This is a genomic window from Lentilactobacillus fungorum, from assembly GCF_016860605.1.
GTDB lineage: Bacteria > Bacillota > Bacilli > Lactobacillales > Lactobacillaceae > Lentilactobacillus > Lentilactobacillus fungorum.
The window spans coordinates 118947-142659 of the sequence record NZ_BNJR01000016.1; the positions used below are offsets into that span (position 1 = coordinate 118947).

General features: G+C 43.5%; 21 protein-coding genes. 7 read left to right on the forward strand and 14 right to left on the reverse strand.

Translation table 11 applies throughout. The annotated features are described in order from the left end of the window. Nucleotides 1-34: 34 nt before the first annotated feature. The gene (locus tag YK48G_RS09475) at nt 35-793 is read right to left on the reverse strand and encodes an exodeoxyribonuclease III (RefSeq protein ID WP_203630479.1); all 759 of its coding nucleotides are present in this window, start codon (nt 791-793) and stop codon (nt 35-37) included. 234 nt (nt 794-1027) lie between these two features. After that, a complete protein-coding gene (locus YK48G_RS09480) occupies nt 1028-2632 on the reverse strand; it encodes an APC family permease (RefSeq protein ID WP_203630480.1) in 1605 nt (534 codons plus the stop codon). A 203-nt stretch (nt 2633-2835) separates the two neighbouring features. Between YK48G_RS09480 and YK48G_RS09485 the strand changes: the two genes are divergently transcribed. The 3 genes from YK48G_RS09485 (at nt 2836) to YK48G_RS09495 (ending at nt 5861) form a co-directional block, all read left to right on the forward strand. After that, a complete protein-coding gene (locus YK48G_RS09485) occupies nt 2836-3582 on the forward strand; it encodes an ABC transporter ATP-binding protein (RefSeq protein WP_373300212.1) in 747 nt (248 codons plus the stop codon). Beyond that, nucleotides 3560-4723, forward strand: coding sequence for an ABC transporter permease (locus YK48G_RS09490; protein ID WP_203630482.1), 1164 nt, complete (start codon nt 3560-3562; stop codon nt 4721-4723). The genes YK48G_RS09485 and YK48G_RS09490 overlap by 23 nt, the downstream gene beginning before the upstream one ends. A gap of 490 nt (nt 4724-5213) precedes the next feature. Then, entirely contained in the window at nt 5214-5861 is a 648-nt protein-coding gene (locus YK48G_RS09495; RefSeq protein ID WP_203630483.1) for a TetR/AcrR family transcriptional regulator, read from the forward strand. Nucleotides 5862-5915: 54 nt separating this feature from the next. Here YK48G_RS09495 and YK48G_RS09500 read toward each other — a convergent pair whose 3' ends face one another. The 5 genes from YK48G_RS09500 to YK48G_RS09520 form a co-directional block, all read right to left on the reverse strand. Next, nucleotides 5916-6902 (reverse strand): aldo/keto reductase, encoded by a 987-nt coding sequence (locus YK48G_RS09500; protein ID WP_203630484.1) that lies wholly within the window; start codon nt 6900-6902, stop codon nt 5916-5918. A 162-nt stretch (nt 6903-7064) separates the two neighbouring features. After that, nucleotides 7065-8681, reverse strand: coding sequence for an FAD-dependent oxidoreductase (locus YK48G_RS09505; protein WP_203630485.1), 1617 nt, complete (start codon nt 8679-8681; stop codon nt 7065-7067). A 484-nt stretch (nt 8682-9165) separates the two neighbouring features. Continuing rightward, nucleotides 9166-9651 carry a universal stress protein gene (locus YK48G_RS09510; RefSeq protein ID WP_203630486.1) on the reverse strand — a complete coding sequence of 162 codons (486 nt, stop codon included), beginning with the start codon at nt 9649-9651 and terminating at the stop codon, nt 9166-9168. Between the two features lie 82 nt (nt 9652-9733). Continuing rightward, nucleotides 9734-10243, reverse strand: a complete 510-nt coding sequence (locus YK48G_RS09515) for a YbhB/YbcL family Raf kinase inhibitor-like protein (protein ID WP_203630487.1) — start codon at nt 10241-10243, stop codon at nt 9734-9736. Between the two features lie 177 nt (nt 10244-10420). Next, nucleotides 10421-11035, reverse strand: coding sequence for a hypothetical protein (locus YK48G_RS09520; RefSeq protein WP_203630488.1), 615 nt, complete (start codon nt 11033-11035; stop codon nt 10421-10423). 99 nt (nt 11036-11134) lie between these two features. Here YK48G_RS09520 and YK48G_RS09525 point away from each other — a divergent pair, with 99 nt between their 5' ends. The 3 genes from YK48G_RS09525 to YK48G_RS09535 all read left to right on the forward strand — a co-directional run bounded on the left by YK48G_RS09525 (nt 11135) and on the right by YK48G_RS09535 (nt 13775). Continuing rightward, complete coding sequence (locus tag YK48G_RS09525; protein ID WP_203630489.1) at nt 11135-11584, forward strand: GNAT family N-acetyltransferase; 450 nt, start codon at nt 11135-11137, stop codon at nt 11582-11584. 287 nt (nt 11585-11871) lie between these two features. Further along, complete coding sequence (locus YK48G_RS09530) at nt 11872-13239, forward strand: uracil-xanthine permease family protein (RefSeq protein ID WP_203630490.1); 1368 nt, start codon at nt 11872-11874, stop codon at nt 13237-13239. A gap of 41 nt (nt 13240-13280) precedes the next feature. Next, nucleotides 13281-13775 (forward strand): GNAT family N-acetyltransferase, encoded by a 495-nt coding sequence (locus YK48G_RS09535; RefSeq protein WP_203630491.1) that lies wholly within the window; start codon nt 13281-13283, stop codon nt 13773-13775. Nucleotides 13776-13896: 121 nt separating this feature from the next. Here the strand turns inward: YK48G_RS09535 and YK48G_RS09540 are convergent, their stop codons facing one another. Together YK48G_RS09540 and YK48G_RS09545 are read right to left on the reverse strand one after the other, a co-directional pair. Continuing rightward, the gene (locus YK48G_RS09540; RefSeq protein ID WP_203630492.1) at nt 13897-14925 is read right to left on the reverse strand and encodes an acyltransferase family protein; all 1029 of its coding nucleotides are present in this window, start codon (nt 14923-14925) and stop codon (nt 13897-13899) included. Nucleotides 14926-15324: 399 nt separating this feature from the next. After that, nucleotides 15325-15861, reverse strand: a complete 537-nt coding sequence (locus YK48G_RS09545; RefSeq protein ID WP_203630493.1) for a MarR family winged helix-turn-helix transcriptional regulator — start codon at nt 15859-15861, stop codon at nt 15325-15327. A 336-nt stretch (nt 15862-16197) separates the two neighbouring features. On the opposite strand from YK48G_RS09545, the gene YK48G_RS09550 reads away from it, so the two are divergent. Then, nucleotides 16198-17598, forward strand: a complete 1401-nt coding sequence (locus YK48G_RS09550) for a sugar porter family MFS transporter (RefSeq protein ID WP_203630494.1) — start codon at nt 16198-16200, stop codon at nt 17596-17598. Nucleotides 17599-17688: 90 nt separating this feature from the next. Here the strand turns inward: YK48G_RS09550 and YK48G_RS09555 are convergent, their stop codons facing one another. The 5 genes from YK48G_RS09555 to trpX form a co-directional block, all read right to left on the reverse strand. Continuing rightward, nucleotides 17689-19032 (reverse strand): M20 family metallopeptidase, encoded by a 1344-nt coding sequence (locus tag YK48G_RS09555; protein ID WP_203630495.1) that lies wholly within the window; start codon nt 19030-19032, stop codon nt 17689-17691. A gap of 165 nt (nt 19033-19197) precedes the next feature. After that, nucleotides 19198-20715, reverse strand: a complete 1518-nt coding sequence (locus YK48G_RS09560) for a YfcC family protein (RefSeq protein ID WP_203630496.1) — start codon at nt 20713-20715, stop codon at nt 19198-19200. Between the two features lie 327 nt (nt 20716-21042). Further along, nucleotides 21043-21816 carry an ABC transporter ATP-binding protein gene (locus YK48G_RS09565; protein ID WP_203630497.1) on the reverse strand — a complete coding sequence of 258 codons (774 nt, stop codon included), beginning with the start codon at nt 21814-21816 and terminating at the stop codon, nt 21043-21045. Next, on the reverse strand, nt 21809-22708 hold the full coding sequence (locus tag YK48G_RS09570) for an ABC transporter permease (protein ID WP_203630498.1): 900 nt from the start codon (nt 22706-22708) through the stop codon (nt 21809-21811). The genes YK48G_RS09565 and YK48G_RS09570 overlap by 8 nt, the downstream gene beginning before the upstream one ends. Then, entirely contained in the window at nt 22705-23706 is a 1002-nt protein-coding gene (gene trpX / locus YK48G_RS09575) for a tryptophan ABC transporter substrate-binding protein (RefSeq protein WP_203630499.1), read from the reverse strand. Before trpX ends, YK48G_RS09570 begins: the two co-directional genes overlap by 4 nt. Between the last annotated feature and the right edge of the window lie 7 nt (nt 23707-23713).

The window sequence follows — 23713 nt, forward strand, 5'->3', positions numbered from 1 at the left end:
TTTGAATTAAATGGTGCCTACGTTCAGAAATCGCTTAAAGCTCTGGCGTGATTAATTCAACTGGACAATGGTCTGAACCAAACACGTCAGTCAAAATCTTAGCATCATTAAGCTTATCAACCAATTGATTACCGGTAATAAAGTAATCGATTCGCCAACCAGCATTGCGATCGCGGGCGTGGAACCGATAACTCCACCAAGAATAAATGTTGGTCATGTCCGGGTAAAAATGACGGAAGGTGTCGGTAAAGCCCATGCGCAAGAAGCGGCTGAATGATTGACGCTCTTCGTCGGTGAAGCCAGCATTATGGTGATTGGATTGGGGATTCTTAAGATCAATTTCTTGGTGAGCCACATTTAAGTCACCACAAAGAATGACCGGCTTGTCTTGATTGAGACGAGTCAAATAATCTTGGAAGGCCGCATCCCAACCCAGCCGAAAGTCCAGCCGTTTTAGTTTGGCTCCCGAGTTTGGCACATAGCTATTAACCAGGTAAAAATGCGGGTATTCCAAAGTAATTGCCCGGCCTTCATGGTCAAATTCAGCCGATTGAATCCCGTAGGAAACGGTTAGGGGGACCCGTTTGGTAAAAATTGCTGTCCCAGAGTAACCTTTACGTTCGGCATAGTCGAAATATTGGTGGTAGCCGGGCAATGCTAATTCGAGCTGGCCGGCTTGCATTTTGGTTTCTTGAATACAAAAGAAATCAGCGTCCAAGTCGTTAAACGTTTGTACAAAGTTCTTCTTAACGACGGCTCTTAAGCCATTTACGTTCCATGATATGAATTTCATCCTATCAGTCATCCCTTACTGTTTGTTCATACTCTAATCATACATGATTATGCGAAAATGTGGTCCATCATGACAATAAAAAGAGCTGGAACCGGCCTGACTTATATCTATGGCTGTAGCCTAGACTGCTACCCATGTTTGGAGAAAAAACGACGATGGTTGCCAAACAGCTAGCTTTCTTGGTAAATAGGCGCTGATGCTTACCACGGTGTCAGTCTGGCTAGCGAGTGCGGACTAGTCCTCAATTTTGACAGTATCGTTTAATTCCTTGGCTTGATAAAAGTCGGGGAAAATCCGGGCTGTCTTAATTCCCCAATAATAAAAGCCCAGGGAAGCAATAATGATAATTCCAAAATCATAGGGATAGTGAATCCAGTTGATTCCCTTAAATTGTTCACTGCCGATGTAAGACATGATCGAAATAAAAATCAGATAAACAATCATCCACATGCTTGAAAAGAACGCTTTTCGGGTATCCACAAAGCCGGCTTGGTACTCGTAATAAAAGTAAAATGGTAAGCCAAGTAAAATGACTAAAATGACTTCAACGGTGGTCGGCCACATTGCCCAATAAACGGCTAATGAGGCCAAAACAAATGATAATGGCGCCATCCAGCCCAAATTTTTCAATCTAACCGGCCGCTTGAAGTTGGGCGCCATCTTGCGAAAGGCAACGGCAGTCACTGGGCCAGTGAGGTAAGCAATTAAAGTTGAAGTGGAAATAACGGTCGCTAAAGTTGACCAAGATCTGAATACCGAAACCATTAGCATACTTAAAAGTAAATTAACAACCATCGCAACCCGCGGGATGCCATACTTTTCATTTACTTTACCAATAAAGCTGGGAATGTGCTGGTTGCTTTGCATCGCATACAAAGCACGACCGGTTGAGGCAGCGAAAGAGACACCAGTCCCAACCGGTGATACAAAGGCATCCATGTATAGTAAGACGGATAACCAGCGAATGCCCAACATGATGGCCAAGTCGGCAAACGGCGAATTAAAGTTAATGCCGCTCCAACCATATTGAGCCAGCATCGAAGGCTTTAACGCCGTAATATAGGTGCTTTGGATCAGAATATAGATAATGCCACTAATGAGTAATGAAATAAAAATTCCCCGGCCAATATTACGACGGGAATTCTTGATTTCACTTCCCATGTTAATGACAGTTTGAAAGGCGTTAAATGAAAAAATAATTCCGGCCGCAGACGTTGCCGCAAAAATGGGGGCTGTTCCATATGGCATAAATTCGTGAAGCGTGTGACCGTAATTTTGAGGTGAAAATCCTGAAACCGTCAGCATGATAATTGTCAGTGCTGGTACCCCAATTTTGAGGATCGAGATTAAACTGGTAAAGCTGGTTAACAGTTTCACTGACCAGAAGTTTAACAGCGTAAAAAGGATGATAAAGATGAAAACAACTAATAGTCCAAGTGTCGTAATCGTGCCGTTTTTCAAGAAAACGTGTGTCCAGTTGGCCCATGCCCAAGGCCAAGAACTCATGTATTGAACAGCCGCGACTGCTTCAATCGGAATTAAAGTAATTAAAGAAATCCAGTTCGCCCAAGATGCAATGAAGCCAAGCAAAGGGCCGTGAGAGTACTGTGCGTATCGGCTCATCCCCCCGGCTTCCGGGAACATGGCACCAATCTCGACATAATCATAAGCGACTGCCGCAATGACGGCGCCACCAATGACCCATGAAATAATGGCGGCTGGTCCGGCAATCTTGGTGGCTTCCCAAGAACCAAATAACCACCCGGAGCCAATCAACGACCCCAGTGTCAGCATAATCAGTTGAAAAAGTCCAATCTTTGTTGTGTTTTCTGAATCCATTGTGACCTCCTGTTTAGCGTTGACAACTAGTTTAACAAAGATAGCAATGAATGCAACTAAAATGGGGCGCATCGATTGGCCGTATTTCCCAGTATGGCGGTGCTAGTCAATTAATTTAATCATTTATAAGATACCGCTTGCAAAATGGCTAGCTTTCTTTTAAGATAATGAGTGAGAACTCACTTATTAAATGAAAAAAGGTGATCAGAATGACCAATACAATTCAAGTTTCGAATCTCGAACAGGGTTATGGGAGGACCGTTGTGTTAAAGGATATTAATTTAACGGTAACCAGCGGTGAAATTTTGGCGCTAATCGGTCCAAGTGGTGCAGGAAAGACCACCTTGGTCAGTACGATTATGGGGATGTTAAGACCAATGAGGGGACAAGTAGCAGTTTTAAATACGCCGATGCCCAATCGACCGTTACTTGCCAAGATTGGGTTTATGGCACAAACTGACGCGCTATATAGCAGTTTAACTGCTCAAGAGAATTTACTATTTTTCGGTGCGATGCAGGGAATTTCACGAAAAAAATTACGAGAACAAATCCCTCATGCGGCCGGGATTGTTAACTTAGTTTCAGACCTTACAAAACAGGTGAGTGATTATTCCGGTGGGATGAAACGGCGGTTGTCGCTAGCAATCGCGCTGGTATCTGATCCGGAAATCTTAATTTTAGATGAACCAACGGTCGGAATTGACCCGGAATTGCGCCAACAGATTTGGCATGAACTTCATCAATTGGCGGCAGCTGGGCGAACGATTTTGTTAACCACGCATGTAATGGAGGACGCAGAAGAAGCCGATGAAGTCATGATGATTCGAAACGGCGAAGCAATCGCGCAGGGGACACCAGCCGAGTTAATTGCTAATTATGGCGTCAGTTCCGTGGAAGAAGTCTTTTTAAAGGCAGGGAGGCAGCAAGATGCGACTACTCACAATGATTAAACGAATTCTAATTGAAATGCTGCGAGATAAGCGAACGTTAGCATTGATGTTTATTGCACCGCTGTTTATTTTGTCGTTGTTGTACTTTTTGTTTCAGTCCAATACCAACCAAACGGCAACTTTAGGGGTGCGAAACGTTAACTCAGCTTTGGTCAAAGCCATTGATAATAAGCATGTTAAGATTCGTCAAGTAACTTCTGATACAAGTGCCAAGTCAATTATTCGTGACGATGATTATGCTGGAGTGCTGACGCAAAAAGGTAACCACTTGACCCTAACGCTTCAAAATAGTGACCAGAGCAAGAGTGCCATTCTCAAGCAAAGTTTACAAAAGGGACAGATTCAATTAAAGTCAAAAGCAGCTGCCACTACCATCAAGGCCCAGGCCGCAGCGCTCAACAAAATGCAAAAAAGTCTTGCGGCCGTCACTCGACAAATGGGTGGTGCCAGCAAAGCAATCCAGCCAATTCGTGGTGAACAGAAACTAGCAGCACCAAATTATCACTTAGTAACCCACTATTTATATGGCAGCCAAGATTCCACGTATTTTGATACACTGTTGCCCATCCTCATTGGCTTTGTCGTCTTTTTCTTTGTTTTCCTGATTTCTGGAATCGCACTGTTGCGGGAACGGACGACTGGGACGTTGAACCGATTGCTGGCGACGCCGATTAAGCGAAGTGAAGTGATTGTCGGCTATTTGTTGGGCTATGGCATTTTTGCTCTAATTCAAACGATGCTGGTTGTTTTATTTACGATTTACGTGTTCAATATTCAGATCATAGGGAGTATTTGGAACATCTTTTTGATTAACATTATGCTGGCGGTAGTGGCTTTAACCCTGGGGCTATTAATTTCCACCTTTGCGTCATCGGAATTTCAAATGGTTCAGTTTATCCCGATTGTCGTGATTCCCCAGATCTTTTTTTCGGGCATTATTCCGGTTAACCAAATGGCCGATTGGCTACAGCCGGTTGCTAAAATAATGCCATTGTATTATGGTGCTCAATCGATGAGCAATGTGATTGAAAAGGGCGCCACATTTGTTAATATTGCGCCTAGTTTGGGAGTCCTATTGTTGTTTATGATCGTCTTTTTGGCGCTCAATCTATTGGCAATGCGCCGTTATCGACAGGTTTAGGTTCTAAAGCCTGCCCGATAAGCATCAGCAACTAATATGCCCCATCCGGAAATTACGGTTGATGGCGATTGGTTTACTGATTTTATGGGATGGGCCGGTTGGTGTAGGACAGCTGCGCAAAGCAGAAAGTTGCACCTAAGTCAGCTTGGCCAAAAATCCAAGCCTGGGATTTCTGCCCGAGATGGCTTAGGCTCCAGTTTCTAAGCGCTTTGCTTTGCTCACTGTTATTAGGACAGCTGCGCAAAGCAGGGATCTGCGCGTAAGCACCTCTGGAAAAAATTCCAAACCCGGGAATTTCCTCCAGAGGAGCCTTACACTCCGATCCCTAAGCGCTTTGCTTCGCTCACTGTTATTAGGACAGCTGCGCAAAGCAGAAAGCTGCACCTAAGTCAACTTGTCCAAAAATCCAGGCCCGGGATTTTTGGACAAGTTAACTTAGGCTCCGCTTTCTAACCGCTTTGCTCCGCTCACTTATTTTGGAGGTAACTTAATGGCAAATAAAGATTTTCAGACACTATTTTCAGAAAGCTTGGGACAATCCGATTTATCCGTAAAGCAACAAGCTGTTTTGCGGGCGAGCCTAGAGCTATTTTCAGAAAAAGGGTTTGATCGGACGAACACTCGGGATATCGCTGATCGCGCGAATGTTTCCGAGGGAACGGTTTATAAGCAATTTAAAACTAAAGAGGGGATTTTATCCGCCATCTTGGATCCCTTCATTCATCAGGTTATTCCTAAAGCGATTGCTGAGTTTTTAGAGGACATGTCAAAAACGGCGACGCCGACGATTGAGGATTTTTTATTAGTTGCCGTGCAAAATCGAATGAAATTTGCATTAGCCAATCGGCTTCAGTTAAGGATATTTTTACAAGAGGCTACCCGAGACCCCAGCTTGTTAAATGATTTGGGGGCAGAAGCCGTCAAAATTCTAGATAGCCCGATTGTAGATTTTTTGAGAAACTATCAACGAGAAGGACAATTGATTGACTGGCCGCTGCCACGAATTGTTCAGTACATGCTTGGGACGGTTTTAACGTATATCTTGCCTAAAGTTCTCAATGGCGGCGACTTAGATGTTAATAAAGCAAGCCACGAGACTGTTGAATTTGTTTTAAACGGATTAAAGCCAAGGAAATAAAAAAAGCGCGGCAAAACGACCTCACGACGGTCATTTTTGCTGCGCTTTGTGTGATTATTTCAAGATCTCATCAATTCGAGCTAATTCTTCTTTGGTAAATGTTAAGTTGGCTAACGCCTTTACGTTGTCAACAACTTGTGCTGGTCGGCTGGCCCCGACTAGGACACAAGCTACCTCCGGATCTCTTAGGTTCCACGCTAAGGCCATTTCGGCCAAAGATTGGTGCCTGGATTGGGCAACTTGGTTCAATTTTTTGACGGTGGCTAGGGTTTGCTCAACCTGATCTTCATGTAAAAACGGGCTGGTTGATTTATGAGCACGAGAGTCTGCTGGGATGCCGTTCAAATAACGGTCACTCAACAATCCCTGAGCGAGTGAGCTATAACTAACAGCCGCTTTGTGTTCTGCCCGAAGCACTGGGAATAAATCCTTTTCAGCTGTTCGATCAAACATATTATATCGCGGTTGATGAATGACAAATGGTGTCTTCAAATCGTTAAACACCTGCGTAATCGCCTTGGTTTGTTCGCCATTATAATTTGAAATGCCAATGTAGAGAGCTTTTCCTTCGTGAACCAATTCGTCAAGGGCAAGGGCAGTTTCTTCAATTGGCGTATTTGGGTCTGGCCGATGGGAATAAAAAATATCAAAGTAATCTAAGCCAGTTCGCTTAAGGCTTTGGTCGGCACTAGCAATAATATACTTTCGAGAACCCCAATCACCGTAAGGGCCAGGCCACATCGTGTAGCCGGCTTTGCTTGCGATAATCATTTCATCCCGGTAAGGCTTCATATCACCAGCCATAATTTGACCAAAGTTTTCTTCGGCGCTTCCCGGAATTGGCCCATAATTATTGGCAAGATCATAATAAGTAATACCGAGGTCGAAGGCTTGGTGAATAATAGCTTTTTGCGTTTCAAACGAATCAACGCTGCCAAAGTTATGCCAGAGTCCAAGACCGATTGCCGAAAGCTTCAAACCGCTTCGACCCACACGTTTGTAAAGCATTTTGTCATATCTTGTTTCTAAGGCTTGATACATATATAATAATCTCCTTTACGACTTCAATTAAGGCACACTTATAGAATAACACCTCAAGTGCACTAGAGGTAAAGGAATCAGCGACATGTCACAATCGGTATTTAGTTGTGGACAAACTAGCTGACTAATTCACGGTTGGCGGCTAGGGGATGGTTAATGGCGTTATGATTCATCAATGATTGTCACATCGTAACCCTTGCCCGCTAAAATTCTTGAAGCATTGTAAGGGGCGATGCCTTTTCTAAAAGTGATGTAAATTTTTCGATCCTTAGGAACTTCATTGATTCGCTCCCGCAATTGCGATAACGGAATATTAGCAGTCGGGGCGATAGAACCCGCTGTTGGACTATTGGGTTCTCGAACGTCTAGGAAAAAGGCGGTTTGTCGATCGGCGGCAGAAATATCGGCAGCCTTAATGGTTTTAGTGGTATTGGTGAGTTCTCGAATGGCAACGTAACCGGCAATGTTTAAAACGTCTCGAGTAGATGAATAGGGCGGTGAATAAGGAATTTCCAGGGATGGTAAGTCAAAGGCAGATAAATTACCGGTAATGGCGACCGAAAGTTCCGCAATGCGTTTATCGATACCAGAACGACCAACTGCTTGACCGCCGAGGATCTTTCCAGTTTTTTCTTCATAAATTAATTTAAAATTAACCCGGTCAGCGTTTGGAAAGAAGTAAGCTTTGTCATATGGCGTGATGAACACTGTTTGATAATTAGTAATGCTAGCCTGTCGGAGCATGCTCTCTGTATAGCCAACGTAGCTAGCAGTGAGGTCAAAGAACTTGGCAACCCCTGCACCAATAAATCCTTTGTATCTTACTGGAGCACCGGTCATGATGTCTGCCAATAAATGGCCTTGCCGGTTAGCAGGGCTTGACAACACACTTGGAATTGGCCTGCCAGTTATTAAACTGGTTGTTTCAATAACGTCTCCAATTGCATAAATATCGGCAAGGCTGGTTTGTAGCTGATCGTTAACAATAATGTGGTGATCAGCTGATAAGGCAATCCCGGCCCTTTCAGCAAGCTCGCTATTAGGATTGACCCCGGTACCCAAAAAGAGCATCGCGGTTTGGTGGAGGCTACCGTCTGCAAGAACCAAAGTGTGCCCATTATTGCGAACTTCTTTGATCCCGTTGTTTAAAATTAGGTGAATTCGCTGATTTTCTAGTTCTTTGGCGATAATTTTGGCAATTTCTGGATCGTATGGAGAAGCAACTTGAGGGGCTTGATCGATAATAGTAACGTCCATTTGTCGTCTGGCAAAAGCTTCGGCAACTTCGATTCCGATAGCTCCGGCGCCTAGAATAGTAACGGTTTTGGGGTGCTTGTCGTCTAAATAAGCTTTAATTTTGTCAGCGTCTGTGATTGCCCGCAAAACAAACGCGTTAGAAGCACTTTTAATCCCCTTGATTTGTGGGATGGCGGGGCTGGCACCAGTCGCAATCACAAGCTTATCATAGGTTTCTTGATAGATGTTATTGGTTTGGAGGTTTTTAACGGTGACCACCTTTTGGTCAGGATTAATATCGGTAACTTCATTGAATAAGCGAACATCAATGTTGTTTCGTTGTTTAAGTACTTCCGGGGTCCTTTCAATTAGTTTAGACCGATCGTCAATAACGCCGCCAAGATAATAGGGCATTGCACAGCTGGCAACTGAAATAGCTGCTCCCCGTTCAAACAGAATAATTTCGTCATCTTCATTAATCCGACGAAGACGCGTCGCAAATGACGGTCCCCCGGCAATACCACCAATTACTAAAACTTTCATTTTGTGTCCTCCTTGTTATAAGTGAGCGGAGCCAGGCGCTTAAAAATCGCCAGATAGGCTAGGCGCGTAAACACGGCCGTCGGAGTATAAGTCTCCTCTAACAGAAATCCCCGGGCTTGGGATTTTTGTTAGAGGTGCTTATACGGAGATTTCTGCCTGGCATAGCTGTCCTAGAAAAGTGAGCGGAGCAAAGCGTTAGAAACCGGAGTGTAAGGCTCCTCAGCCGGAAATTCCCGGGCTTGGAATTTTTGGCTGAGGTGCTTACACGGAGGTTTCTGCTTTGCGCAGCTGTCCTAAACCGCCATTTCACAACATTCAACTAATAGTATAACGCTTTCATTCGCGCTTTTAGTTTACCATAATCTGGGCGGCTAGGTTAGTAAGTCCAACAAGCATCTAACAATAAACGTTTTCAAGATTCAAAATACAAAAATGCCACCAAAACTCAATGATGAGTTCTAGTGGCAATTGTGTTATTGATAGCTTAGTCTTTAGGGAATGGCATATATGGCTTGTTCTCTTTGTTTGTTCGAACGACCATCACGTCACAGTGAGCACTGCGGTTCACAAACGATGACACGGATCCTTCCAATACCCGTTGTAAGCGACTCATTCCAGTAGCTCCCATCACAATTAAATCCGATTTGTGATCTTTGGGGAATTCGAATGCGATAACCGTTTTGGGGTTGCCAAACCGAATGTGAATTTGAACATCGTCAATTTCGGCTTCTTTTTTAATCTTTTCAACCAGTTTGTTCAAATAATCTGTGGTATCTTCAACCAAGTTATTAATGACGTCGCCGTCAACCATACCACCATAGTTATAGCCGTATTGTTGAGTACTCAGAACGTGAAGGACGTCTAGGTGGGCATTATTATTGTGAGCGATGAGTGCTCCCTTGGCTAAAGCGTCCTCTGATTGGGCTGACCCATCGACTGGGACCAAGATATTTTGATAGTTGGATTCCATGAAGCTGCCTCCCTTGTGGTAATTATGTGTTCATTATATCACTAATTAAAAATCAAAACTTGCCCCTTCCGGCATATTAAGCTTATGCTCTGGACGGAACGATAAATTCTGCAGTTTCTAGAATATGACCACGCATGGCGTCTTGTAATTCGTTTAGCCAAAAACCATCTTTTAATGGTAACTTGGAATCCAGTGCAAATACTGATAAATGGTAATTATGAGTTCTGTCAGGTGGGTTAGGGCCGTTATAATGCCAGGCAGTCTGGGGATCGCTGTTGCCGATTAAACCGCCAGCAGTACTATTGCGGCCTTGGATCATCTCAACCTTTAAGCTTTGACTGTTGTTTTCGGGAATTTCGGTAATTGTTGGGGAAATGTTGGCAGCGGTCCAGTGAATCCACATAAACCCACTAACGGGAATTGCATCCCAATCAAGCAGGGTTAAGGCAAGTGACTCGGCGCCTGTAGGAGCGCCAGTAATTTGAACCGGAAACGAAATGAGTGGTTTATCGCCTTTTTTATCCTCGGGTGCCGCATATTTACTGTATTTATCTGCTAATAAACCCTTTGTTAATGGTACTTGAACCTTCATATTGATCCCTCCTCGTTAATGAAAAGTGAGCGGAGCAAAGCGGTCAGAAAACACTCAGCAGGCCAGGGCTTTCACGGCCGCCGTAGCTAAGCATTTATTTGAAGCCTTCTACCTACTACAACTCTCTAAACTCAATCATAATATCTTTTAACTGCATAATAAATCAAAAACACGAGCTTACTTAATAAACTTTAAAATATAATAGCCTTGGCCGTTAGAGGTAATCGTGTAATTGACGTAACCGTCTTTGAGCCATTGCTGTTTGGTTGCATTAGCCCAATTTTTGGCGTCGTTAATTGATGAAAAGGTATGGGTCGTTGCAAACGGGTCAGTGGTTTTAGGCTTGGCGGGCTTAGTTTGTTGGCTTGCCTGATCAAGGAGTTTTTGCTGCCGGGATTTAACGGTTTGATTTTTTTCGGAATTAATCGCAGCTTGAAGTTTGTTGCGTTCCTGTAAGGTAAACCCATTGGATTTGGCTTGCTTGAGCTTGTCATTAAAGGCAGTCACTCGGTTGTCTTCAACCTTTTTAGTGAGGCTGCCTTTTTTTGTATGATCTTCAATTGCTTGCTTAGACTTGTTAATCGTTTTGCTAATGGAAGCCGTCGACGAGCTCGACTTATGGTCATTTCGGGTAACCAACCAATTAATTGAGACGGCCAGACCAATTGCGACAATTAAAATGAGCAGGGCAAACCACCAGCCGCTATACTGTTTTTTATGCCGGCTGCGGCGACTTTGCTCGGAATTAAAGTCATATTTTTTATATTTTGGTTCATCGTCATGCCTGTTCACATTAATACCCCATTTAAATCGGATGATTGCATATTAACCTGATTAAATATATTATAACAGAAAGCAATCAGGTTGTATTTTTGAAAAAGGTGGATTTCAATGACCCAAGTGGACGTGAAAAAGTTTTCAGAGTTGTCGACGCAGGAATTATTCATGATTTATAAGTTGCGGGTGGCCGTTTTTGTCGTTGAACAAAAATGCTACTATCGGGAGGTGGATGATGACGATTTGATATCAGTCCACGTGATGTTTAAAGGCGAGGATGGTCACCTCATGGCTTATGCCAGAATTATTCCGGAGCCAAGCAATCATGCGGTACGGATTGGCAGGGTGGTGGTTAATCCAGCCGACCGCGGGAATGGTCTAGGGCGGAAATTAGTCCAAACGACGATGGAAAAAGCCCAACAGCGATTTCCCAAGGCAGGCAAGATTGTCTTGGCTGGTCAAGAATATTTAAAAGATTTTTACCATTCATTTGGTTTTGTCGACGTATCAGCCGTTTATTTGGAAGATAACATTCCCCACATTGATATGGAATTGACGCTTTGAAATAAGATTGACATGCTTGTTCAATTCATTATACTTAATAGCAATGAAATGAATCTTTAAATCTGGTCCAGAGAGGCTGACAAGACGACGATATTGAACTGGGAGAACCCGGGAAAAGAAAGCTCGCCGATTGTTGGCGGGCTTTCTTGCGCTGTGCAGCAAATGTTTAGATAGATTAGATGGTTGTCGTTGTCAGAACACTAGCTGGTTCGACTGCTCACTAAAGTCGACTCTAAGATTAGTCAGTTGCGCTCTTGCCAAATTGGGATTCAAAAAGGAGTACACATATGGCAGACAGAAACGAGTTTCATGACGATCGGGCAATTTTGGATATTCATGATATGCCTAAATTTTTCCCATGGGTTGGCTTATCACTGCAGCACATGTTTTCAATGTTTGGGTCCACGGTGATTGTGCCGTTGTTGGTTGGTTTAAGTCCTAGTATTGCGTTGTTTGCTTCCGGAGTCGGTACGTTGTTACATATTATGATTACCCAACGGAAAATCCCGGCGTATATGGGCTCTAGTTTTGCATTTATCACGCCAATGCTGGCACTGATGAAAACAACGGGTTATCCGGGAATCGCCCAGGGCGTTATTGGTGTCGGGATTGTCTATATGATTGTAGCCGCAATTATTTGGGGGATTGGTTCGGCTTGGGTAGATAAGATATTGCCGCCAATTGTGGTCGGGCCAATTGTGATGGTGATTGGCTTATCGTTGGCCGGCAGTGCGGCTCAAGATGCAATGATGAAAAATGGTAAATATAGTTTATTGTACTTTAGTATTGCTTTAGCGACTTTATTTTTAGCCATTATTTTTAACATGTTATTTAAAGGTTTCATTGGCTTAATTCCGGTTTTACTCGCCATTGTTTGCGGCTACATTATTTCGGTTTTTTGCGGAATTGTCGATCTTCACACGATTGCTTCGGCACCCTGGTTTAAGATTCCGGCATTTGATATTCCCGGGATTGATTACCCCTTTAAGATTGACTGGGCAGCGATTTTTGCGATCACACCAATTGCTTTTGTTACGATGACGGAACACATGGGCCATATTATGGTTCTAGACGAACTGACCGGCCGAGACTTTTTCCGTGATCCTGGATTGAATCGGACATTGGCCGGCGATGGAGCCGCTTCGCTGTTTGCCGGCTTAGTTGGTGCACCAGCGATGACTAGTTATGGTGAAAATATCGGCGTTATGGCGATTACCAAGATTCACAGTGTTTATGTTTTGATGGGCGCGGCCATGTTTGCGATTTTATTTGCCTTTGTAAATAAATTAAACGTTTTAATTATGCAAATGCCGATGCCGGTCATCGGCGGGATTAGTTTCCTATTGTTTGGTACGATTGCAACGGCAGGAATCCAGGTTATGGTTGAAAATAAGGTGGATATGAATCTCAAACGGAATTTGATGATTGCTTCAACGGTTATGGTGATTGGGGTTGGGAATGCTTATCTGCAAATCAAGAGTTTTCAATTTACCGGCTTGGCTTTTGCAACGATCATCGGGATTGTCCTGAACCTGGTTTTACCGCAAAAAGCTGCCAGTGAAAGGGAACACGAAGCACAATTAGCCGATGAAAGAGCCGAAGAAGCCGAAAAACAGCGACTGTTGCACCAAAAACATTTGCGCGACAAAAAATAGCGGGTACAATAGTTGGTAACAAATTAGACGGGAGGGATTTGATGCAAGCACAAGTGGATCATAATTCGAAGGTTTGTTATCAGCATGCCAATAGTCAAGCGGATTTTCAAGCTGCTAAACAGCTCTTCATGGAATACGCACATTCACTTGACTTTGAGTTAACCTTTCAAGATTTTGCGGACGAATTGAACGATTTGGCAACCCGCTATCATCAACCTAAAGGAGATCTGATTTTAGCAGTCGTTGACCATCAACTAGCGGGCGTTGTGACTGTTCACGAATTTGAACCAGGAATTGCTGAAATGAAGCGGCTGTACGTGAGGGATGCCTACCGTCGATTAGGAATTGGCCAAGAATTAGTTGCCCGCATTTTAGCGAGTGCTAAGGCGTTGGGGTATCAGGCCATTCGCCTTGATACCCTCAAATCAATGCAAGGGGCCTTAAAAATTTATCGGGCAGCCGGGTTTCAACCGATTGCTCCGTACCGGTTTAATCCGCTCAAAGGGGCAATGTATTTTGAGTTGAAATTTCGTTAGCATTTAAATAAGAATCAATAACATTAAAATGATATATGAGATTGCGTTTCCCAAAAAGGCTTGACATCGAATTTGGATGTCAAGCCTTTTTGAGAAATGCAGTTAAACGGATGAACAAACTTTAAGCTGGGTAGTCGTCAAGATAAACACCTTGCCGGGAGTTTAAAGCTGTTCGGACTGGTTTTTCTAAAGTGACTAGAATGAGGGGAATTAAAACGGTGATGACAATTTGAGAAACCACGTTTGTAATTCCGGCTCGTTCAGTCAAGTCTAAAAGTGCATTGTTCAAGTACATAATAATCATGGTGTGTTTGCCAATCATTGATAAAATGAAGCCTGAAGCCATTTGCGTGGTGAGATATGAAAGACCCATGACTGTGAAAGACAAAATCAGTGGGATGGTTGCCAACATTAACACCTTGGGACCTGATGCTTGAATAAGATGTGACTTCATTGATAATTCAAAATTGAACTGGTGATTCAAGTACAGGCCAATGATGGTAATGGATGAAAGCGTGAGGCCAATAATTGGCAGCGGCTTTTCGATCCATTTCCAGTTAGTGTGGAAGAATAGGTAGCCCACATACGTGAAGAACGCGGCAATCAGGACAATATCGACATTCCACGGGAGGCCTTGATAATGATAAAGCGTTGACCACTCAATTTTGTCGTAACAAGTGGCAATGAAGAGTCCGCCTGAGACAATCCCCAGTTGTAAGAGCCGGGATTTCACGGCTGAAACTAATAGGGTCACAGCGGTAATCGATAACAGGTAAACGTTAACGAACCAAAAGGTGCTGGTATAAAGGTTGAGCGTTCGGCCACCGACAATCAAGCGAGACAAGTGGTTGACGACATAATCCCAGTCTTTGCTATAAAGAATGCTGTAAGCCAAGATAAGAAGAATGCCGGCGATAAAGTAAATTCGTAAGTCTTTATAAATTCGCTTATTGAAGAACTTTTTCCATTCGGATATCTTTTTTGAGTTGATCGGCTTCAAGAAAAAACCACCAATGATAAAGAATAACGGCATATGCCACCAGTAGATAATATTAGTTGAACTACCGCTAGCCAGGGCATGGCCAACTACAACGGCGATAATTCCATAGGCTTTAGCAATATCGATCCATTCAATTCTCTTCTTTAGCATAATAGTTCCACGATCACCTTCCATTATTGTTTATAGCATGATTGAGTGGGTTAATAAAATAAAATACCCATGTTTAGTTGTACAGGAGCAACCTTAAAACAGACTTAAGTGAGTGTTCAAAGTAAAGACATACGGTTTAGCCGGCGTACAGTTGTTAAGCTACGGCCTGGTTTGGCGGCCATTAAACGCAAATTGTTAATTTTAATTTAAGCTGGCAAAGTGCTCTTGTCATGAAGATACTGTAACTGATCGGCGTTAATTGACGCAATTTTGATGCTTTTGTCCTAGTGATAGTTTCGTGGGCTCATACTGACTAAATACGGCAGTTACGCATTATTTTGTTAGACAACAAAAAAAGGCTGCATACAATTTGTATGCAGGCCAATTGGTGACTAATGATTAGAAACTTTTGGGGCCATGAAAGCCACGATGCGGGCCGCCAAATGGGCCGTGATGGAAACCGTGGTGGTGACCACCAAAACCGTGAGGGCCAAATTCTCTGTCAGGCAGCTTGTCTTTGAGTGATGCATTGAGCTTATCAAATAGTTGACTTAACTCAGTAATTTCATCGTCGGATAAGCCGGCGAACAAAGTATCCAGCATTTTATCGGCTGAGTCATCGTCGTTTTCGATGATTTTTCGGCCGTCATCAGTAATCGAAACGTTAGTCACTCGCTTATCGTCTTCATCAGCAGCACGGGAGATCAAGCCGCGATCTTCTAATTTAGACAATAATTCAGTCATTGAAGCAGGGCGAATATCCAAGATTTCAGCCAGTTGTGACTGTGTCAAAGTGCCTTCTTTTGCCAAAACAACCAAGGCACGATGCTGGCCATGCATGTGATAGGGCCGATCTTGCATCTGAGCGAGCCGCTGGGTTCCGTGGATGTAACGGAAAATTTTTCTAAGAACTTCTGCTTTAGGATTGTTTGTCATCTTAATTCTCCTTTAAATTCTAAAAAATATAATTAGGTACCTAACGACAAGAAGTATACACCGTTTTTAATTGAAGGCAAGCAAAATGATTCGGTACCTAAATATGCTTGGCCAGCAGTCAGAACAATCCGTATTAAATGGGTTCAAAACTAAAAATGTAAATCCTTGAATAATTATTCTAATATTTTTACACTTAAAACGATAACTCAAGTAATAAAAAGAAGCTGATGGTTGTTTAGACTAAGCAATTAGGAAATGGTGGGCGGCTTGATTAAGTGAACGGGCCAACGATAAACTATTTCCTTTGCAAATTGCATTTTCAGGGGAGGGATTATTTTGAGAGCAAGACATTTAAGTACTTTCTTTATTTTCTTCTTTGGTGCATTAGGTGGCCTTCTTTTTGGTTTTGATACAGGGATTATTTCAGGCGCCTCACCACTGATCGAAAGTAATTTTAATTTGGGAACTGAGCAGACTGGTTTTATTGTGTCATCGGTTCTAATTGGGTCATCGGTTGGTGCATTGTCAATTGGCTCATTGTCGGATAGGTTCGGGCGAAAACGGTTGTTAGTTTTGGCCTCGATTCTCTTTTTAATTGGTTCCAGCCTGTCGATGTTTGCGGTTGGGTTTATCTCAATGGTCATTGCCAGAATCATTTTAGGCTTTGCCGTTGGGTCGGCTTCCGCGCTAACGCCCGCTTACTTGGCTGAATTAGCCGACGCGCCTCATCGAGGGTCTCTGGGTACCATGTTTCAGTTGATGATTACCCTCGGCATTTTATTGGCATACGTATCTAACTTATCATTTTTACATCATAATCTATTAGGATTGCGTGACTGGCGTTGGATGCTTGGATCTGCTTTGATTCCAGCATTACTGCTATTTATTGGTTCAATTATTTTGCCCGAATCACCTCGTTATTTGGTTGAAAAAGGCAACGTTGATGAAGCCCGGGATGTGCTGCATGAGTTGAGAAAGAATACCGATCAAGATCCTGATAAGGAATTGGCCGGTATTCAAGAAGTTGCCAATCAGCCGCGAGGTGGCCTCAAGGAGTTATTTACCTTCGCTCGGCCAGCAGTGATTGTCGCAATTTTATTGATGCTGTTACAGCAATTAGTTGGGATTAATTCTGTCATTTATTTCTTACCGCAAGTCTTTATCAAAGGCTTTAATTTCCCAGAAAGCAACGCCATTTGGATTTCCGTTGGTATTGGGATTGTTAACTTTGTCTGCACGATTTTGGCCTATAATATTATGGACAAATTCAATCGAAAGACGATTTTACTTTTTGGGTCGATTGTGATGTCAATTTCAATTGGCGTGTTATCCGTTCTAAACTTTACGCTGAACGTTCAGGCAGCAGCCGTGCCGACCATGATTTTGATCGGATTTTATATTTTTGGCTTCGCGGTTTCCTGGGGGCCGATTTGCTGGTTGATGATCGGCGAAATCTTCCCACTAAATGTTCGTGGTGTCGGTAACTCAATTGGCTCAGCTGCCAACTGGATTGGTAATTTCATTGTTTCACAATTCTTCTTGGAGTTACTGCACATGTTTAATAACAACGTTGGCGGACCATTTGCGGTCTTTACATTTTTCGCAATTGTGTCAATCTTCTTTGTCATTTACATGGTTCCAGAAACTCGAGGTAAATCACTGGAAGAAATTGAAATGGAAATGCGACAAAAGGCAGCGCTTAAAGCCGCAGCCAAAAACGCACCAAATGCAAAGTAACTTGTGATAGTTATCAACAGTTGCTTTAAATCGTATGAAAGGGACCTGATAGCCACAATTCAGCTGTCAGGCCCCTTTCATACGATTATTTTAATCTGTGCAGAGTCGTTTAATTGCTTCGGCGTAAATATCCATTGCTTTGAACATGCTCTTTAATTCCCAATTCTCATTAACCTGGTGCATGAAATCAGGTACTCCCGGCAGCATGGCACCATAAGCCACGCATTGATTCATCGTCCGAGCATAAGTTGCGCCACCAGAAATTTGGGGCTGCGTGTCATCGCCAGTTAGCTCTTGATAAACGGCCATTAAGGTTTTAACCAAATGACTGTCAGTTGGGACATAGAGTGGGGCAAGGTAATCAAATGCTTCATAATGAAGGTCGTAAGGCGCTACCGCCTGTTTGAGTTTTTCGATTAAGTCATCGCGATCAACGGTGACTGGAATTCGCATATCAATCTGCATCCGGGTTTCATTTTGATCAATCTTCAGGCTGGAAATATTGAAGGTCAGGTGACCGGATTGTTGGTCGCTCACATCTCCCAAGACATTGGTTCCGGTGGCGTCTTCTTTGAATAACTTGCCGATAAAGTCGAGCGGCTTACCTGCAAACACATCGTCTAATGCCATTGCAAGGCGCAACACGGCATTGGTTCCCTCTGGCGCGTTCATAGCGTGAACGGATTTGCCGACTACGGTAATGCCATCCTCGCCGTGGTCTTCATAAGCAAAACCGTGGTTATCTAAAGCCTGTTTGACCGCTGCTAGCTTAGGACCGTTGTAGGGCGCCTTGGCTGGGACGGCGTTAAAAGCATTTGCCAAATCAATTGATAAATCTGTCCTACCAGGCCCGACCAAATAAGCTTGCTCAAGTCCCTTTTCGGCATAGATTAGGGGAAATTCAGCATCCGGGGCAATCCCAAAATCGATTGGCGCTTCTTTTTTATTGTAAACGGCAATACCTCGCCAAAGCGTTTCCTCGTCGGTTCCAAAGATGAAGCGGATCCGGCAGTTAAACTGATAACCTTGATCAATCAAGGCTTTAACGGCAAACATCGCTGCCATGGATGGCCCCTTGTCGTCTTGGGTTCCACGGCCGTAAATGTAGCCATCCTTGACAGTCGCGGTAAACGGATCGGATTGCCAATCATTAGGGTCACCAGCTGGAACAACGTCTACGTGGCCGATGATGCCAAAGATTTTATCGCCCGAACCGACTTCGGCATAGCCATAATGACCTTCAGGATCTTTGTAAGTTTGAAAACCATTTTCTTCAGCGATTTTCAAAACTTCAGTTAAAGCATCGTCAATTCCCTTCCCAAACGGGGTGGTAGCTGATTGAGTAGCTTCATCGTTGACAGAAGGCTTACTGACAAGGCGTTTAAGGGCCTCAACCGCTTCATTCTGTTGCTTTTCAGTTACAATTTTGGTCATGATTGAAATTCCTCCCTTTAGATAATGAGTTGCTTTGTTAACATTATAACAAAGGACAATTATTGATGGGCATGAGCACGCAATCTCCCTTAGTGCAACCCATCGTTTAAAGTTGGCACTAAGGGAGACTTTGAGATGGCAACTAGTCACTTGGAGACGCAGGCTTTACATAAGTGCCAACGCTCCCAAGAAAATGGCTGTTGCTAAGAACAGGTAAATCATGAGTTTGAACATGAATTTCCACCAAGTCGTAATGTTGACATGGGCAATTGCTAATGCGCCCATTACAACGCCAGAGGTTGGGGTGATAAGGTTTACCCATCCGGATGCACTTTGATAAGCTGTGACAACCAGGCTTGGGTCAACGCCAGCGAACTTGCCCATTGGTCCAATAATCCCCATTGTGGCTGCGGCCAGACCTGACGTTGATGGAATCAGGAATGACATTGGGATGTAGAAGATATAAGCCAAAATAATGAACACAACGGAGCCTAAGTTTGACAAGCCCATTTCGCCCCAGTGAAGAACGGTTGCGGTGATGTTACCATCATTCATGATGACTTGAATCCCACGGGCGACTGCCACGATAATGGCAACACCCAAGAAATCGCTCATACCGTTTAAGAATGACTCGACGAAGGTTGATTCCTTCATCTTGAAAGCAAACATAATAATGACGGCCATCAAGAAGAATAGCGTGGTAATTTCAGTGAAGTACCAAGAACCAAATGGTATCAAATTAGAACCGAGTAGACTGCCTAAGAATGGGATGTTCTGAGCCCACTTTGTAAAGCTAACGAAAAATGTCCACTTGGAATTGATTTGATCCCATGGAATCAGCCCCATAATCATGATGAGGAAGGTTAAGCCAAACATCCAAAGAACGGCTTTTTGACGTCCAGACATTTTGGTACCCGGTTTGTCTTCGTGGTTTAATGCAAATCGCTTCAGATCAGCTTCTCGTTGTTCGAAAACGTAAGATTTAGCTGGGTCCTTTTCAATCTTAGCTGCGTAACTATAAACGAACCAGATACTAATTGCGACAACAATGACAAATAGGACAGCTCGTGAAAGAATACCATCACCTGGTGAGATGTTCAGTGTTTGAGAAGCCACCCCGGTTGCAAACGGGTTAACGGTTGAAGCCAGGCACCCAACTTGTGATCCCACTAAGACAATGGCAACCGCAACGAGTGAGTCAAAGCCGACACCAATCATCACTGGGATAAGCAATGGATAAAAGGCGATGGTTTCTTCGGCCATCCCATAAGTTGAACCGCCTAAGGCAAATAGAATCATCAGCAACGGAATGAGCACTTTTTCTTTTCCTTTGTAACGCGAAACAACGCTGGCGATCCCGTCATCTAGCGCTTTGGTTTGGTTGACAACGCCTAAGAAACCACCGATAACTAAGATAAACAGCGAAATTGAAATGGCGCCTTCAGTTGTGTCGTTACCAATCATGCCATAAATTGGGGCAGAAAAGACGTCCCAAATTCCTTGTGGATTGGAGGCAACGGCCTTATAAGTATGGGCAATAATGTTGCCCGCCTTATCCGTCGAATACTGACCAGCTGGAATAATCCAAGTTAAAATTGCAACGAAGATGATAATCAAAAATAGGATTGTATACGCGGAAGGCATCCTAAATTTCTTTTTTGGAGTTGTTTGCTGATTTTGCATGATGTTCACTTCCTTTTCTTTTTCTGATTAAATTTTACAAAACATCTATAAATTTTCCGTGAATAATTAGCGAAGAATTATATTAATCTTCACAATACGAAAACGATATAAACGTTTTGCATACCCTTAGTATAAATATAACGGCATGATTTTTAAAATGAATGCACTTATTAATCAATAAAAAATAGTTAGTTATTTGTTAAAGGTATTGTGGCAGTTGACATTCAGCACCTTGATCAAGTTATTAAACTAAAAGAAAAACGCCTTAATTGAGATGATTTTTCTCAGTTAAGGCGTTAAAGTTAAAATTCACAAGCGAGAAATAGCTTAACCGTCAAGATCGTTAAAAAAGCTGAGTAATTCTTCCTTGGTTAGGTTGTCCTTTTCATCGCCGGCAATATCATAAGTGATTTTCCCGTTGTCTAACACAATCAAGCGATTGCCATACTTTAATGCATCATCTAAATGATGCGTGATCATAAGACAAGTTAAGTGGTTACGAGTGATTTGATCGTTGGTGGCCTGCATCAATTCCTGTGATGTTTGCGGATCTAGTGCGGCGGTATGTTCATCCAAAAGCAGAATCTCAGGTCGCTTGATAGTGGCCATTAAAAAACTAAGCGCCTGTCGCTGGCCGCCGGATAGTTTACCAGTCGCCGTATTTAATCGCTCTTCCAAACCGTTATTCATAACCGACGTAATTTGCTTAAACTTAGCCATGTGCGTCTTGAGGTGGCGAGAACCCAAGCCACGATTTTGGCCGCGCTTTTCTGATAGCAGGAGATTTTCGGCTACCGTCATTCTTGGCGCAGTTCCCATTTTGGGATCTTGAAAGACCCGGCTAAGAAATCGAGTTCGCCGTTCGACTGACATGCTGGTAATATCTTTTCCGTGTAATAGGATCTGGCCGCTGGTGACTGGAATGTTGCCACCGATTACGTTGAATAGGGTCGATTTACCGGCACCATTGGAACCTAGAATCGTAATAAAGTCCCCGGGGTAGATGGCCAAGTTCACGTGATCCATAATGTTGATTTGCTCCGGAGTGCCGTGATTAACAGTGACAACGATATCGTTTAGTTCAAAGATTGGCTCAGTCATGTTTGGTCATCCCCTTTGCTAAGGTGTGGCGGATTCGGAAGCGATTTTCTAGTACCGGCAGCATCATAAAGATGGCCAGGACAATGGCCGAAATCAAGTTTAAATCATTAGCGTTGAAGCCTAATTTAAGGACAATCAAGATAACAAATCGGTAGAAAATACTCCCGATGGTCACGGCAATGAGTCGTTGATTCATCGTTAAATCGCCGAAGACAACTTCACCAATGATGATGGAAGCCAAGGCGACAACGATAACACCAATGCCCATATTGACGTCCGCAAAGCCATTGTTTTGAGCAACCAGTGCACCGCCTAACCCAATTAAGCCGTTGGAAACGCCAAGTCCCATAATTTGCATACCATCAGTACTAATACCTAGTGAGCGGGCCATGTTAGGGTTGTCGCCGGTTGCGATAAAGGCTTGCCCTAAGTTGGTCTGCAAGAAGTAAATAATGAGGGCAGTAACGATGATGACAACCACGATACCGAGCACGACACTGTCAAAATAAGGTGGCAGTGACGCCAAAAAATGATTTTTTAGCATTGTCGGTTTGCCAAATAAGGATAGGTTGGCGCGGCCCATAATTCTTAAATTAATTGAGTAAGCGGCGGTCATCACTAAGATGCCAGCTAATAAAACCGGAATTTTGCCTTTAGTGTATAGCAGGCCGGTTACCAAGCCAGCCAACATGCCAGCTAAAAAGGCGATTAGAGTGGCGACTAGCGGCGAGGCACCCGAATAAATCGCGGCAACACAGGCCGCCGCCCCCATTGGAAAAGTGCCCTCAACGGTCATATCAGGAAAGTCGAGGATTCTAAAGGTTAAAAATAGGCCGATGCCAACGATTCCCCAAGTGAGGCCTTGGCCGATGGCTGATACAATAATACTCATTTAATCAATTCTCCTTTTTGCTGGGCTTCTCTCAACAGAGTCGCTGGAATACGGATCCCAAGGTAGCTAGCTTGCTTTTCGTTGATAATCAATTTTCCATGACGGAAGAATTTAATTGGGGTTGTCGCTGGCTTGCGTTTACCTTTTAAGATTTGCGCACTCATTTTGCCAGTGGCAACGCCTAGTTGATACTGATCAACGCCATAAGTTGCGAGGCCACCTGCTTTGACCATCGTGTCAACGGCTGGGAAAACGGGAACCTTAGATTTATTGGCTGCACCGACTAAGGTTTGCATCGCCCCGGCAATGGTGTTATCGGTTGGGACATAAATTGCGTCAACTGAACGAACGGCTTGTTCGGCGACTTGGGTTAAATCGTTAGTGTTAGCGATTGAATAGGCTTTAAGTGGAATCCGTTCTTGTTGACATAATTTAGCAAATTTCTTGTATTGAGCAACGGCCGAATCATCGCTTGACGTGTAAATAATCCCAAGGGTCTTGAGCTTGGGCATTATTTGTTTAATTAAGCCCAGCTGTTCTTTTAGCGGTGCTTGATCTGAAACGCCGGTGATGTTGCCACCCGGCTTTTGATTGTTTTTAACCAGGCCAGCGCCCTTGGGATCGGTGATTGCGCCTAGGATAACCGGCTTTTTGTTGATAGTGTTGGCTAATGCTTGAGCTGATGGTGTCGCAATGCCAATCGACAGGTCGGCATCTTCATTGGCAAACTTAGTACTCATTGTTTTGAGGTTGCTTTGATCGTTTTGAGCGTTTTGAAAATCAATTTGAATGTTCTTGCCAGGCCGATAGCCCTCTTCTTCTAGGCCGTGAATAATGCCGCGATGAATTGCGTCCAAAGCCGGATGAGACATTAACTGTAAAATGCCAACGGTGGGTTTGGCAGGCGGCTTTTGGGCTTGTTTTTCTTGGAAAAAGGCGACGCCTAAAATGGCGACAAGGACCAGGATAACACCGGAAATTAAATAATTTTTCTTCATATCTATA

Coding starts and splice junctions, on each gene's coding strand:
- trpX (WP_203630499.1), bottom strand. CDS start 23,706: ATGAAGAAAAATTATTTAATTTCCGGTGTTATCCTGGTCCTTGTCGCC.
- YK48G_RS09510 (WP_203630486.1), bottom strand. CDS start 9,651: ATGGAATCCAACTATCAAAATATCTTGGTCCCAGTCGATGGGTCAGCC.
- YK48G_RS09490 (WP_203630482.1), top strand. CDS start 3,560: ATGCGACTACTCACAATGATTAAACGAATTCTAATTGAAATGCTGCGA.
- YK48G_RS09555 (WP_203630495.1), bottom strand. CDS start 19,032: ATGACCAAAATTGTAACTGAAAAGCAACAGAATGAAGCGGTTGAGGCC.
- YK48G_RS09505 (WP_203630485.1), bottom strand. CDS start 8,681: ATGAAAGTTTTAGTAATTGGTGGTATTGCCGGGGGACCGTCATTTGCG.
- YK48G_RS09480 (WP_203630480.1), bottom strand. CDS start 2,632: ATGGATTCAGAAAACACAACAAAGATTGGACTTTTTCAACTGATTATG.
- YK48G_RS09535 (WP_203630491.1), top strand. CDS start 13,281: ATGCAAGCACAAGTGGATCATAATTCGAAGGTTTGTTATCAGCATGCC.
- YK48G_RS09540 (WP_203630492.1), bottom strand. CDS start 14,925: ATGCTAAAGAAGAGAATTGAATGGATCGATATTGCTAAAGCCTATGGA.
- YK48G_RS09530 (WP_203630490.1), top strand. CDS start 11,872: ATGGCAGACAGAAACGAGTTTCATGACGATCGGGCAATTTTGGATATT.
- YK48G_RS09545 (WP_203630493.1), bottom strand. CDS start 15,861: ATGACAAACAATCCTAAAGCAGAAGTTCTTAGAAAAATTTTCCGTTAC.
- YK48G_RS09565 (WP_203630497.1), bottom strand. CDS start 21,816: ATGACTGAGCCAATCTTTGAACTAAACGATATCGTTGTCACTGTTAAT.
- YK48G_RS09495 (WP_203630483.1), top strand. CDS start 5,214: ATGGCAAATAAAGATTTTCAGACACTATTTTCAGAAAGCTTGGGACAA.
- YK48G_RS09515 (WP_203630487.1), bottom strand. CDS start 10,243: ATGAAGGTTCAAGTACCATTAACAAAGGGTTTATTAGCAGATAAATAC.
- YK48G_RS09475 (WP_203630479.1), bottom strand. CDS start 793: ATGAAATTCATATCATGGAACGTAAATGGCTTAAGAGCCGTCGTTAAG.
- YK48G_RS09560 (WP_203630496.1), bottom strand. CDS start 20,715: ATGCAAAATCAGCAAACAACTCCAAAAAAGAAATTTAGGATGCCTTCC.
- YK48G_RS09525 (WP_203630489.1), top strand. CDS start 11,135: ATGACCCAAGTGGACGTGAAAAAGTTTTCAGAGTTGTCGACGCAGGAA.
- YK48G_RS09500 (WP_203630484.1), bottom strand. CDS start 6,902: ATGTATCAAGCCTTAGAAACAAGATATGACAAAATGCTTTACAAACGT.
- YK48G_RS09570 (WP_203630498.1), bottom strand. CDS start 22,708: ATGAGTATTATTGTATCAGCCATCGGCCAAGGCCTCACTTGGGGAATC.